Below are 12,820 nucleotides of genomic sequence, written 5' to 3' on the forward strand. Positions count from 1 at the left end.
TCATGCCTCCTGCGGCACGAGTTGTTGCTCCAGCAAATGCTTGAGCAACGAACGATACGCCAACACACCACGGCTCTTGCCATCGAACTGCGACGGCGTAAGACCGGCGCGGCTGGCATCGCGCAGACGCGTGTCGACCGGGATATAACCCTGCCAGGTTTCTTCCGGGAACATGTCGCGCACCACCCGCAGCGTGCCAATGGACGCTTGGGTGCGCCGGTCGAACAGGGTTGGCACGATGCTGAAAGGCAGCGGCTGTTTGCGCGAGCGATTGATCATCGCCAAGGTGTTGACCATGCGTTCCAGCCCCTTAACAGCCAAGTGCTCGGTCTGCACCGGAATCACCAATTGCTGGCTCGCAGCGAGGGCGTTGACCATCAGCACGCCCAGCAGTGGCGGGCTGTCGATGACCGCGTAATCGAAGTCTTGCCACAATTGCGCCAGACTCTTGGCGATCACCAGGCCCAGGCCACTCTGGCCCGGCGACTGCCGTTCAAGGGTTGCCAGCGCGGTGCTCGAAGGCAGCAACGAGATGCTCTCATGGCTGGTCGGCAGCAACAATTGACCCGGCAACCCCGCAGGAACGCTGCCCTTGTGCAGGAACAGGTCGTAGCAGCTGTGCTCCAGGGTGTCGGGGTCATAACCAAAATAGCTGGTCATGGAGCCGTGGGGATCGAGGTCGACCACGACCACGCGCTTGCCCGCCTCGGCCAGTAACCCGGCTAAAGCGATGGAGGATGTGGTTTTACCAACACCACCCTTTTGATTGGCGACTGCCCAGACTCTCATTCGAATGATTCCTCCCGGTCGAAAAGGCCGACCGAGAAATAGCTCAGCGTGTTAATGCGGGTGACGGAGAATTGACGGCGCTCTCTCGTCCCGGCGGCTTGACCGGTGCTGGTGCAGTTTGTGTGCCAGCACGCTTCAATGCAGCATCTGGCTGTGCATTAGCGGTACCGGTGCCTGTCAGGCTGCGCCGTACATCCAGATTTCGCGACACCACCAGCACCACCCGCCGGTTGCGCGCGCGGCCTTCGGCAGTGGCGTTATTGGCCACCGGCTGGAACTCGCCATAACCCACCGACGCCAGGCGCCCGGGGTTCACTCCTTGCATCGCCAGCATGCGCACGATGCTCGCCGAGCGGGCCGAAGACAGCTCCCAGTTGGTGGGGAATTGCGCGGTGCGAATCGGTTGATCGTCGGTAAAGCCTTCGACGTGGATCGGGTTGTCGAACGGCTTCAGGATTGCCGCGACCTTGTCGATGATGTTGAAGGCGATGTCACTGGGCATCGCGTCGCCGCTGCCGAATAACAGGCTGGAATTGAGTTCGATCTCGACCCATAACTCGTTGCCGCGCACGGTCATCTGGTTGGAGCTGATCAGGTCGCCGAACGCCGCACTGATGTCGTCGGCAATGCTTTGCAAAGGGTTGTCACCCGGTGGCGCGATGCCGGCGTCGACCTGCTCGCTGTCCTTGACCAGAGGCTTGGCCGGGGTCACGGTCTTGGGTCGTTCATCGCCGATAGGGATGGGTTTCAGCGCCCGATCAGAGTCGTTGAACACGCCGATCAACGCCTCGGAAATCACCTTGTATTTACCTTCGTTGATCGACGAGATGGAGTACATCACCACGAAAAACGCGAACAGCAGCGTTATGAAGTCGGCGTAGGAAACCAGCCAGCGCTCATGATTCACATGTTCTTCAGGTTGCCGGCGACGTGCCATCGTCCATTACTCCCATCAATCCATGAAGCCCTGGAGCTTCAACTCGATAGAGCGAGGGTTTTCACCTTCGGCGATCGACAGAATGCCTTCCAGCAGCATTTCGCGATAACGCGACTGCCGCAGGGCGATGGCCTTGAGTTTGGCGGCGATGGGCAACAGCACCAGGTTGGCACTGGCCACGCCATAGATGGTGGCGACGAAGGCCACGGCAATGCCGCTGCCCAATTGCGACGGGTCGGCCAGATTGCCCATGACGTGAATCAGGCCCATTACCGCACCGATGATGCCGATGGTCGGCGCATAGCCACCCATGCTTTCAAAAACTTTGGCCGCCTCGATGTCCCGGCTTTCCTGAGTGTAGAAATCTACTTCGAGGATGCTGCGAATCGCTTCCGGCTCGGCGCCGTCCACCAGCAGTTGCAAGCCTTTACGCGAGTAGTTGTCAGGTTCGGCGTCGGCCACCCCTTCCAGGCCCAACAGGCCTTCCTTGCGAGCGGTCAGGCTCCAGTTGACGACGCGATCGACGCCGCCGGCCAGGTCCACCCGCGGCGGAAACAGGATCCACACCAGGATTTGCATCGCGCGCTTGAACGCGCTCATCGGCGACTGCAGCAAGGCCGCACCGACGGTTCCGCCGATGACGATCAATGCCGCCGGGCCGTTCGCCAGCGCGCCGAGGTGACCGCCTTCAAGGTAGTTGCCGCCGATGATGGCGACAAACGCCATGATGATCCCGATGAGGCTCAGTACATCCATCAGACACACGCCTCGACCAGGTGCCTGCCGATTTCGTCCAGGCTGTACACCGCGTCGGCGAGCTCGGCCTTGACGATGGCCATGGGCATGCCGTAGATCACGCAGCTGGCTTCATCCTGGGCCCAGATGGTGCTGCCGCCCTGCTTGAGCAGGCGCGCGCCTTCGCGGCCGTCGGCACCCATGCCCGTCAGCACCACCGCCAGAACTTTGTCACCGTAGGATTTGGCCGCTGAACCGAAGGTAATGTCCACGCACGGCTTGTAATTCAGGCGCTCGTCGCCGGGCAGAATCTTCACCGCGCCACGACCGTCGATCATCATCTGCTTGCCGCCCGGCGCCAGCAGCGCCATGCCCGGACGCAGGATATCGCCATCCTCGGCTTCCTTGACGTGGATGCGGCAGAGTTTGTCCAGACGCTCGGCAAAGGCCTTGGTAAACGCCGCTGGCATGTGCTGCACCAGCACGATGGGCGCGGGAAAATTCGCTGGCAACTGGGTGAGCACCCGCTGCAGCGCTACCGGCCCCCCGGTGGACGTACCGATCGCCACCAGTCTGTAGGCCTTGCGCTTGGGAGCGGGCGACGACGGGGCTGGCGCAGCTGCGCGCGATGCAATCGGTGCCGGAGCCGGGCGCGCAGGTACACTACTGCTGTAACTGCCAACGCTCGAAGGCGCGAGCGAAGGTGCTGGCACGGGCGCAGAGACCGGCGCCGGCGCACTGTAGGTACTGGCCCGCCGATTACTGCGCGAGAGGGTATGAATCTTCTCGCACAGTAGCTGTTTGACCTTGTCCGGATTTCGCGAGATGTCTTCGAAATTCTTCGGCAGGAAATCCACCGCGCCAGCGTCCAGCGCATCCAGGGTGACCCGGGCGCCTTCGTGCGTCAGCGAGGAGAACATTAACACCGGGGTCGGACAGCGCTGCATGATGTGCCGCACCGCCGTGATGCCGTCCATCATTGGCATCTCGTAGTCCATGGTGATCACGTCCGGCTTGAGGGCCAGCGCCTGGTCGATCGCCTCTTTGCCGTTGGTTGCGGTACCGACGACCTGGATGTTCGGATCCGCCGAAAGAATTTCCGAGACGCGGCGACGGAAAAAACCCGAATCGTCCACCACCAGGACCTTGACTGCCATAAACACTCCGTTAGAGGGAGCGAAGGCTCGATCGCCCCGCTCCACCAGAATCAAATACGCCGGGAGGCGTAACGCTTGAGCATGCTAGGAACATCGAGAATCAGCGCAATGCGGCCGTCACCGGTAATGGTGGCGCCCGACATGCCCGGGGTTCCCTGGAGCATTTTGCCCAATGGCTTGATGACCACTTCTTCCTGGCCCACCAGTTGATCGACGACGAAGCCGATCCGTTGGGTGCCCACCGAAAGGATCACCACATGGCCTTCACGCTGCTCTTCGTGAGCAGCGGAACTGACCAGCCAGCGCTTGAGGTAGAACAGTGGCAACGCCTTATCGCGAACGATCACCACTTCCTGGCCATCGACCACGTTGGTGCGCGACAGGTCGAGGTGGAAGATCTCGTTGACGTTCACCAGCGGGAACGCGAACGCCTGGTTGCCAAGCATGACCATCAGCGTCGGCATGATCGCCAGGGTCAACGGCACCTTGATGACGATCTTCGAACCCTGGCCCTTGGCCGAATAAATGTTGATCGAGCCGTTGAGCTGGGAGATCTTGGTTTTCACCACGTCCATGCCCACGCCTCGCCCGGACACGTCGGATATCTCGGTCTTGGTCGAGAAGCCCGGAGCGAAAATCAGGTTGTAGCACTCGGTGTCGCTCAGGCGATCGGCAGCGTCCTTGTCCATTACCCCGCGTTTAACCGCGATGGCGCGCAGGATGTTGGGGTCCATGCCTTTGCCGTCGTCGGAGATCGACAGCAGGATGTGGTCGCCTTCCTGCTCAGCCGCGAGAATGACCTTGCCGCCACGGGACTTGCCCGAGGCTTCGCGCTCTTCCGGCGACTCGATACCGTGGTCGACGGCGTTGCGCACCAAGTGGACCAACGGGTCGGCCAGGGCCTCGACGAGGTTCTTGTCGAGGTCGGTTTCTTCGCCGACCAGCTCAAGGTTGATCTCTTTCTTGAGCTGGCGAGCCAGGTCGCGAACCAGGCGCGGGAAACGCCCGAAGACCTTCTTGATCGGCTGCATGCGGGTTTTCATCACCGCTGTTTGCAGGTCCGCCGTGACCACGTCGAGGTTCGACACGGCCTTGGACATGGCCTCGTCGGCACTGTTGGCGCCCAGACGCACCAGGCGGTTACGCACCAGCACCAGTTCGCCGACCATGTTCATGATTTCGTCGAGGCGCGCGGTATCGACCCGCACGGTTGTCTCGGCTTCGCTAGGCGGCTTCTCCGCAGTCGGCGCGGCCGGTGCGCGAGCCGGTGCAGGCTTGGCTGCTTCGACTTTTGGCTCAGGGGCTTTGGCGACCGGCTTGGGCGCGGCTGCCTTGGCAACCGGTGCAGCCACCGCAGTGCTGGCAGCCGTAGCCGTAGCCGTAGCCGTGCCGACTTCGGAGAACTTGCCCTTGCCGTGCAATTCGTCGAGCAGCGCTTCAAATTCGTTATCGGAGATCAGGTCGCCACCCACTGCGGCGGCGACCGGTGCCGCCGCGACTGGTGCCGACGCAATAGCCGACTCCAGCGCTTCGACGGCAAAGTTGCCCTTACCGTGGAGCTGATCGAGCAGTGCTTCGAATTCTTCGTCGGTGATGTCCGAGCTATCGCCTGCGGCCTTCGGTGCAACCGGTGCGGCGGGTGCCGCGGGCGCAACCACTACGTCGACGGCGAACTGGCCTTTACCGTGCAACTGATCAAGCAATGACTCGAACTCGTCATCTGTGATTTCGTCGCTGGCTGCAGCCGTGTTGCTGACGGGCGCTGGCGCAGCAGGTGCAGATTCGGCCTGGGCCTTGACGGCGTTCAGCGAGTCCAGCAGTTGCTCGAATTCGTTGTCGGTGATGTCACCCGATGCGCTTTCTGCCACTGGCGCCACTTCGGTAACCGGTGCCGCTTCGTCGGCCGATTGCGGCTCGGCCAGACGGGCCAGTGCCGCCAGCAACTCAGGCGTGGCGGCCGTGATCGGGTTGCGCTCGCGAACTTCGGTGAACATACCGTTCACCGCATCCAGCGCTTCGAGAACCACGTCCATCAGTTCCGAGTCGACACGACGTTCACCCTTGCGCAGGATGTCGAACACGTTCTCGGCGATGTGACAGCACTCCACCAGCTCGTTGAGCTGGAGGAAGCCGGCGCCCCCTTTTACAGTGTGAAAACCGCGAAAAATTGCATTGAGCAAATCCGCATCATCCGGTCGGCTTTCCAGCTCGACCAGTTGTTCGGACAGTTGCTCTAGAATCTCGCCGGCCTCAACCAGGAAATCCTGAAGGATCTCTTCATCGGCGCCGAAGCTCATTAATGGGGTGCTCCTACAGGTCTAAAATCCAAGGCTGGATAGCAAATCGTCCACATCGTCCTGACCGGACACAACGTCTTCTCTGTTATCGGCATGAATCTGCGGACCTTCACCCTGAGAGAGATGTTTTTGTGGATCTTTTTCCGCCAGTATCGCCTGACGGTCATGCTCGATGCCCGCAAAGCGGTCCACCTGACTGGCCATCAGTACGAGCTTGAGCAGATTGCTTTCAACTTCGGTGACCAATTGAGTCACGCGCTTGATTACCTGGCCGGTAAGGTCCTGGTAATCCTGAGCGAGCAGAATGTCATTGAGGTTGCCCGCCACCACGCGATTGTCTTCGCTGCTGCGTGTCAGGAAACCGTCGACACGCCGGGCCAGTTCGCGGAACTCTTCAGCCCCGACTTCGCGACGCATGAACCGTCCCCAGTCCGTACTCAAGGCCTCGGCTTCGCGGCTCAGGCCGTTGACCAGGGGCGTTGCGTTTTCAACCAGGTCCATGGTGCGGTTGGCGGCAGCTTCGGTGAGCTTGACCACGTAACCCAAGCGCTCGGTGGCATCCGTGATCTGCGAAACTTCCTCGGCTTGCGGCATGTGCGGGTCAATCTGGAAATTGACGATCGCACTGTGCAACTCGCGGGTGAGCTTGCCCACCTCCTGGTACAGGCCGCGGTCACGGGTCTGGTTGAGCTCATGGATCAGTTGCACAGCGTCGCCGAACTTGCCCTTTTCAAGGCTCTCGACCAATTCGACGGCGTGTTTTTTCAGGGTCGATTCGAAATCGCCCTGTGAAATTTCTTTTTGCTCCATAGCTCCCCCGTGGCGTAGTGACTCAGCCGATGCGTTCGAAAATCTTTTCGATTTTTTCTTTCAACGCCTGGGCCGTGAAGGGCTTGACCACATAGCCGTTAACACCGGCCTGGGCTGCTTCGATGATTTGCTCTCGCTTGGCTTCGGCGGTCACCATCAGCACTGGCAGGTGCTTGAGCTTTTCGTCGGCGCGCACATGGCGCAGCAAATCGATGCCGGTCATGCCCGGCATGTTCCAGTCCGTTACCAGAAAGTCGATGCTGCCGCTGTTGAGGACCGGAATGGCAGTAGTGCCATCGTCCGCCTCGACCGTGTTGGTGAACCCAAGGTCACGCAACAGGTTTTTAATGATCCGCCGCATCGTTGAGAAGTCATCAACGATGAGGATTTTCATGTTCTTGTCCAATTCGACCTCCAAGCAGTCTTAAACGCGCCCAGCACCTGGACACGCCATTTCATTCAATCCGGCAAAGCACTCGATGACTGTCTGGAGCACAACAGCTCGCGACCGGCGTGTTTAAAACCCGCCAGCCCGTTCGCAGTGTCCCCACACTGCCTTCAGCGCGCTCGCCACTCCCCCAAACGCCCCCGCAAACGGGCCGCGCACTGGCTGTGTAACTGGCTGACCCGCGATTCGCTGACGCCCAGGACCTCACCGATTTCCTTGAGGTTCAGCTCTTCGTCGTAGTACAGCGCCAACACCAGTCGCTCACGCTCCGGCAAATTGGCAATCGCGTCCGCCAGCGCTGCCTGGAAGCGTTCATCTTCCAGGTCGCGCGACGGCTCCGTATGAGCACTCGCGCCATCCTCGTGCAGCCCTTCGTGTTCGCCGTCCTGCAACAGATCGTCGAAACTGAATAGCCGGCTGCCCAGGGTGTCGTTCAAAATCCCGTAATAATCGTCAAGACTCAATTGGAGTTCGGCCGCAACTTCGTGATCTTTAGCGTCGCGACCGGTTTTAGCTTCAATCGAGCGAATTGCGTCGCTGACCATTCGGGTATTGCGGTGGACAGAACGTGGTGCCCAGTCCCCCTTGCGCACTTCATCGAGCATCGCGCCGCGGATTCGAATGCCCGCGTACGTCTCGAAACTCGCGCCTTTGCTGGCGTCATATTTGGTTGATACTTCAAGCAGGCCGATCATGCCGGCCTGGATCAGGTCTTCGACCTGGACACTGGCCGGCAAACGCGCCAGCAAGTGGTAGGCAATCCGTTTTACCAGTGGCGCGTAACGCTCGATCAGCTCGCACTGCGCATCGCGGGCCGATTTCTTGTAGAGGTTATAGCCACTGGCGGTCATAGCACCGGTCCTGCCGTTTGTTGCACGAGGCGCTCGACGAAAAACTCCAGGTGCCCGCGCGGGTTGGCAGGCAGCGGCCAGGTATCGACCTTCTGCGCGATCGCCTTGAACGCCAGCGAACATTTGGAGCGCGGGAACGCTTCGTACACCGCACGCTGTTTTTGCACGGCCTTGCGCACGCTTTCGTCGTAAGGCACGGCGCCGACATATTGTAAGGCGACGTCGAGGAAGCGGTCCGTGACCTTGGTCAACTTGGCGAACAGGTTGCGCCCTTCCTGCGGGCTCTGAGCCATGTTGGCCAGCACGCGGAAGCGGTTCATGCCGTAGTCGCGGTTGAGCAACTTGATCAGCGCGTAGGCGTCGGTGATCGAGGTCGGCTCGTCGCACACCACCAGCAGGACTTCCTGGGCGGCGCGCACAAAGCTGACCACCGAATCGCCAATACCCGCGGCCGTATCAATCACCAGCACATCGAGGTTATCGCCGATGTCGCTGAAAGCCTGGATCAGGCCGGCGTGCTGGGCCGGGGTCAGATGCACCATGCTCTGAGTGCCGGACGCGGCCGGCACGATACGAATGCCGCCGGGCCCTTGCAACAAAACGTCGCGCAGCTCACAGCGGCCTTCGATCACGTCGGCCAGGGTACGTTTGGGTGTCAGCCCCAGGAGGACGTCGACGTTCGCCAGCCCAAGGTCGGCGTCCAGAAGCATGACGCGCCGTCCGAGCTCGGCCAAAGCCAGCGACAAGTTCACTGACACATTAGTTTTGCCGACGCCACCTTTGCCGCCGGTCACCGCGATCACCTGTACGGGATGCATGCTGCCCATGTTATTTCTTTACCTTGTCTTGCATAGACGGAGGCCACATTACTGGCTGCGCGTTCATCAACTGAACAATGCATGGCAGACCATCGATGTAGGTACAAAAACGATTCATTGACACCTCAGCCAACCTGCTTGGTCGGACTGTGGTAAATATCAGCGAACATGTCAGCCATGGCTTCTTCGCTGGGTTCTTCCTGCATTTGCACGCTCACCGCGCGACTGACCAACTGATGACGCCGCGGCAGATGCAAATCATCCGGGATCCGCGGCCCATCGGTCAGGTAGGCCACCGGCAGTTCATGGCTGATGGCCAGGCTCAACACCTCGCCCAGGCTAGCCGTTTCATCCAGTTTAGTCAGGATGCAGCCGGCGAGCCCGCAGCGCTTGTAACTGTGATAAGCGGCGGTTAGAACCTGTTTCTGGCTGGTGGTTGCCAGGACCAGGTAATTTTTTGCCTTGATGCCACGTCCGGCCAGGCTTTCCAACTGCATGCGCAGTGCCGGATCGCTGGCCTGCAGGCCTGCGGTATCGATCAACACCACGCGCTTGCGCAACAACGGATCCAGCGCCTGCACCAGCGACTGTCCGGGATCGACGTGGGTCACTGGCACATTGAGGATACGGCCCAAAGTCTTGAGCTGTTCCTGGGCGCCGATCCGGTAACTGTCCATGCTCACCAGCGCGATGTTCTGCGCGCCGTACTTGAGTACGTAGCGGGCAGCGAGCTTGGCCAAGGTGGTGGTCTTGCCCATGCCGGCAGGGCCGACCATGGCAATCACGCCGCCCTCTTCCAGAGGTTCGATTTCCGGTGTGGCGATCATCCGCGCCAGGTGCGCCAGCAACATGCGCCAGGCCTGACGGGGCTCGTCAATGCCGCTGATCATTGCCAGCAGGTCACGCGCCAGCGGGCCGGACAGGCCAATGCGTTGCAGCCGGCGCCAGAGGTTGGCCTGGGCCGGGCGGCTGCCTTGCAGCTGATTCCATGCCAGGGAGCCCAGTTGCACTTCCATCAGTTCGCGCAGGCTGTTGAGTTCGAAGCGCATCGAGTCGAATGCACGCGGGTCGACACCACCAGCGGCGGCAGGTGCCGGAGCCGGGCGTACAGGCTCGGTGTAGGTTGGCTCGACCAGCGGTTCGGCGGCGGTCAGGGGCAAGCCAGCGAACAGCTGGCGATTGGTCGCCTTGTCGCTCTCGCCTTCGCTGCGCAGGCTCAGTTCGGCCTGGGCGGTGACGATCCGCGATTGGGTCTTGCGCAGTTCATCCTCAAGCTCCATGTTCGGAACACGTGGTGCCAGCGCGGACAGCTTGTAATCCAAGGCAGCCGTCAGCTCCACGCCGCCGGCGATTCGGCGGTTGCCGATGATCGCGGCATCGGCGCCCAGCTCGTCACGAACCAGTTTCATGGCCTGACGCATATCGGCGGCGAAAAAACGCTTAACTTGCATAAACCACTACCTCAGCCGTTGGGCCCTACTGTCGCAACGATGGTCACTTGCTTGTTGTCAGGTATTTCCTGATACGCCAACACATGCAAACCCGGAACCGCCAGCCGACCGAATCGCGAGAGCATCGCGCGAACCGGACCGGCCACCAGCAGAATCACCGGTTGACCTTGCATCTCCTGACGCTGCGCCGCATCGATCAACGAGCGCTGCAGCTTCTCGGCCATGCTTGGCTCCAGCAGGACGCCCTCTTCCGAGCCTTGTCCCGCCTTCTGCAGACTATTGAGCAATATCTGTTCCAACCTTGGCTCCAGCGTGATAACTGGTAGCTCGGAGTCAGTACCTACAATGCTTTGGACGATTGCGCGGGATACGCCGACTCGCACGGCAGCCACCAGCGCGGCGGTATCTTGACTCTTGGCCGCGTTGTTCGCGATGGCCTCGGCGATGCTGCGAATGTCCCGAACCGGCACTTGTTCCGCGAGCAAAGCCTGCAGCACCTTGAGCAATTGCGACAGCGACACCACGCCTGGCACCAGCTCTTCAGCCAGTTTGGGCGAGCTTTTGGCCAGCAATTGCATGAGTTGCTGCACTTCTTCGTGCCCGATCAGCTCGCTGGAGTGCTTATACAGAATCTGGTTCAAGTGAGTGGCCACTACCGTACTGGCATCGACCACAGTGTATCCGAGTGACTGCGCCTGGGCACGCTGGCTGACTTCGATCCAGACCGCCTCCAGGCCAAAAGCCGGATCTTTGGCGGTGATGCCGTTGAGCGTGCCGTAGACCTGCCCCGGGTTGATCGCGAGTTCGCGGTCCGGGTAAATCTCCGCTTCGGCCAGGATCACGCCCATCAGGGTCAGGCGGTAGGCGCTCGGCGCCAGGTCGAGGTTGTCACGAATGTGCACAGTGGGCATCAGGAAGCCCAGGTCCTGGGACAGCTTCTTGCGCACACCCTTGATCCGCGCCAGCAACTGCCCACCCTGGTTGCGGTCCACCAGCGGAATCAACCGATAGCCGACTTCCAGGCCAATCATGTCGATCGGGGTCACGTCATCCCAGCCCAGCTCCTTGGTTTCCTGGGCGCGAGCTGGCGATGGCAGCAGTTCCTGCTGACGCTTGACCTCTTCCAGGGCCTGCACCTTGACGCCGTTCTGCTTCTTCCAGAACAGGTAGGCACCGCCCGCGGCCAACGCCGCCATGCTCAGGAAAGAGAAGTGCGGCATGCCGGGCACCAAGCCCATCACCGCCATCAAGCCGCCGGCCACGGCCAGGGCTTTGGGCGAGGCGAACATCTGGCGACTGATTTGTTTGCCCATGTCTTCCGAACCGGAAGCTCGGGTCACCATGATTGCCGCAGCGGTGGACAACAGCAGTGATGGCAATTGCGCCACCAAACCGTCACCGATGGTCAGCAGCGCGTATACCTTGCCGGCGTTACCGAAGCTCATGCCATGTTCGAAGATACCGACCGCCATACCGCCGATCAGGTTGATGAACAGAATCAACAAGCCAGCAATGGCGTCACCGCGGACAAACTTGCTGGCACCGTCCATCGAACCGTAAAACTCGGCTTCCTGGGCTACTTCCGAACGCCGCGCCTTGGCTTGGTTTTGGTCGATCAGGCCAGCATTGAGATCGGCATCGATCGCCATCTGTTTGCCAGGCATTGCATCGAGGGTGAAGCGCGCGCTCACCTCGGAAATCCGCCCGGCACCCTTGGTCACCACCACGAAGTTGATGATCATCAAGATAGCGAACACCACGATACCCACCACGTAGTTGCCGCCGATCACCACCTCACCGAAGGCCTGGATCACCTTGCCCGCCGCGGCGTGACCGTCCTGGCCGTGGAGCATCACCACCCGGGTAGACGCCACGTTCAACGCCAGCCGCAACAGCGTCGCCACCAGCAGGATGGTGGGGAACACCGCGAAATCCAGCGGCCGCAGGGCGTAGACGCAAACGAGCAGGACCACGATGGACAACGCAATGTTGAACGTGAAAAACACGTCCAGCAGGAACGGCGGCATCGGCAGCATCATCATCGCCAGCATGACCAGCAGCAACAACGGCACGCCCAGATTGCCCCGACTTAAATCGGCAACGTTTGTGCGAGCACTGTTGAATAACTGAGAGCGATCCACCGATTTTCCCCGTTCCTGTAAAGCAAACTTTTGACGCCAGAAGCGGGCGCAGAGGGGGTACTGCAAGAAGCCTTCCAACTTTTCACGGAGGATTAAATAGCGTTTTCTGAGGGAATTCCTGACCGGCGGATTGAGGCTTCACGCATATAGCAACTGTCGAGCGCGAGGCTGCGTCCGGGTGCGCAGCAGCCGTAAAATCTCTGACGAGGACTTCGCATTCGAAGAAAAACTGCAAGCTCCGGCAGCTGCTACACACGCATAGCTCAGCCATCAAAACCCAACCCCTGTGGCGAGGGAGCTTGCTCCCGCTGGGTTGCGCAGCAACCCCAAAACCTGCGACCGCGCACAATCAGGACACCGCATCAGCTGATCTACGACTGCTGCGC

At 60.6% G+C, this 12,820-nt stretch carries 11 protein-coding genes; all 11 read right to left on the reverse strand.

Going from position 1 to position 12,820, the window contains the following annotated elements:
* On the reverse strand, positions 1 to 789 hold the full coding sequence (locus L9059_RS27975) for a ParA family protein (RefSeq protein WP_247294201.1): 789 nt from the start codon (positions 787 to 789) through the stop codon (positions 1 to 3).
* Positions 790 to 832: 43 nt separating this feature from the next.
* On the reverse strand, positions 833 to 1,726 hold the full coding sequence (gene motD, locus L9059_RS27980) for a flagellar motor protein MotD (protein WP_247294202.1): 894 nt from the start codon (positions 1,724 to 1,726) through the stop codon (positions 833 to 835).
* 15 nt (positions 1,727 to 1,741) lie between these two features.
* On the reverse strand, positions 1,742 to 2,482 hold the full coding sequence (locus L9059_RS27985) for a flagellar motor protein (protein WP_045061205.1): 741 nt from the start codon (positions 2,480 to 2,482) through the stop codon (positions 1,742 to 1,744).
* Positions 2,482 to 3,618 (reverse strand): protein-glutamate methylesterase/protein-glutamine glutaminase, encoded by a 1,137-nt coding sequence (locus L9059_RS27990; RefSeq protein ID WP_247294203.1) that lies wholly within the window; start codon positions 3,616 to 3,618, stop codon positions 2,482 to 2,484. The genes L9059_RS27985 and L9059_RS27990 overlap by 1 nt, the downstream gene beginning before the upstream one ends.
* Positions 3,619 to 3,668: 50 nt before the next feature.
* Complete coding sequence (locus tag L9059_RS27995; protein WP_247294204.1) at positions 3,669 to 5,915, reverse strand: chemotaxis protein CheA; 2,247 nt, start codon at positions 5,913 to 5,915, stop codon at positions 3,669 to 3,671.
* A gap of 21 nt (positions 5,916 to 5,936) precedes the next feature.
* A complete protein-coding gene (locus L9059_RS28000) occupies positions 5,937 to 6,725 on the reverse strand; it encodes a protein phosphatase CheZ (protein ID WP_247294205.1) in 789 nt (262 codons plus the stop codon).
* Between the two features lie 22 nt (positions 6,726 to 6,747).
* Complete coding sequence (locus L9059_RS28005) at positions 6,748 to 7,119, reverse strand: chemotaxis response regulator CheY (RefSeq protein ID WP_003183998.1); 372 nt, start codon at positions 7,117 to 7,119, stop codon at positions 6,748 to 6,750.
* A gap of 164 nt (positions 7,120 to 7,283) precedes the next feature.
* Positions 7,284 to 8,024 carry an RNA polymerase sigma factor FliA gene (fliA, locus tag L9059_RS28010; protein WP_122837952.1) on the reverse strand — a complete coding sequence of 247 codons (741 nt, stop codon included), beginning with the start codon at positions 8,022 to 8,024 and terminating at the stop codon, positions 7,284 to 7,286.
* Positions 8,021 to 8,851 (reverse strand): flagellar synthesis regulator FleN, encoded by an 831-nt coding sequence (gene fleN / locus L9059_RS28015; RefSeq protein WP_045058906.1) that lies wholly within the window; start codon positions 8,849 to 8,851, stop codon positions 8,021 to 8,023. The genes fliA and fleN overlap by 4 nt, the downstream gene beginning before the upstream one ends.
* A gap of 116 nt (positions 8,852 to 8,967) precedes the next feature.
* The gene (gene flhF, locus L9059_RS28020) at positions 8,968 to 10,293 is read right to left on the reverse strand and encodes a flagellar biosynthesis GTPase FlhF (protein WP_247294206.1); all 1,326 of its coding nucleotides are present in this window, start codon (positions 10,291 to 10,293) and stop codon (positions 8,968 to 8,970) included.
* A gap of 11 nt (positions 10,294 to 10,304) precedes the next feature.
* Positions 10,305 to 12,434 (reverse strand): flagellar biosynthesis protein FlhA, encoded by a 2,130-nt coding sequence (flhA, locus tag L9059_RS28025; RefSeq protein WP_247294207.1) that lies wholly within the window; start codon positions 12,432 to 12,434, stop codon positions 10,305 to 10,307.
* Between the last annotated feature and the right edge of the window lie 386 nt (positions 12,435 to 12,820).

The sequence above is a fragment of the Pseudomonas violetae genome (assembly GCF_023072615.1).
Classification (GTDB): domain Bacteria; phylum Pseudomonadota; class Gammaproteobacteria; order Pseudomonadales; family Pseudomonadaceae; genus Aquipseudomonas; species Aquipseudomonas violetae.

Coding starts and splice junctions, on each gene's coding strand:
- L9059_RS27975 (WP_247294201.1), bottom strand. CDS start 789: ATGAGAGTCTGGGCAGTCGCCAATCAAAAGGGTGGTGTTGGTAAAACC.
- motD (WP_247294202.1), bottom strand. CDS start 1,726: ATGGCACGTCGCCGGCAACCTGAAGAACATGTGAATCATGAGCGCTGG.
- L9059_RS27985 (WP_045061205.1), bottom strand. CDS start 2,482: ATGGATGTACTGAGCCTCATCGGGATCATCATGGCGTTTGTCGCCATC.
- L9059_RS27990 (WP_247294203.1), bottom strand. CDS start 3,618: ATGGCAGTCAAGGTCCTGGTGGTGGACGATTCGGGTTTTTTCCGTCGC.
- L9059_RS27995 (WP_247294204.1), bottom strand. CDS start 5,915: ATGAGCTTCGGCGCCGATGAAGAGATCCTTCAGGATTTCCTGGTTGAG.
- L9059_RS28000 (WP_247294205.1), bottom strand. CDS start 6,725: ATGGAGCAAAAAGAAATTTCACAGGGCGATTTCGAATCGACCCTGAAA.
- L9059_RS28005 (WP_003183998.1), bottom strand. CDS start 7,119: ATGAAAATCCTCATCGTTGATGACTTCTCAACGATGCGGCGGATCATT.
- fliA (WP_122837952.1), bottom strand. CDS start 8,024: ATGACCGCCAGTGGCTATAACCTCTACAAGAAATCGGCCCGCGATGCG.
- fleN (WP_045058906.1), bottom strand. CDS start 8,851: ATGGGCAGCATGCATCCCGTACAGGTGATCGCGGTGACCGGCGGCAAA.
- flhF (WP_247294206.1), bottom strand. CDS start 10,293: ATGCAAGTTAAGCGTTTTTTCGCCGCCGATATGCGTCAGGCCATGAAA.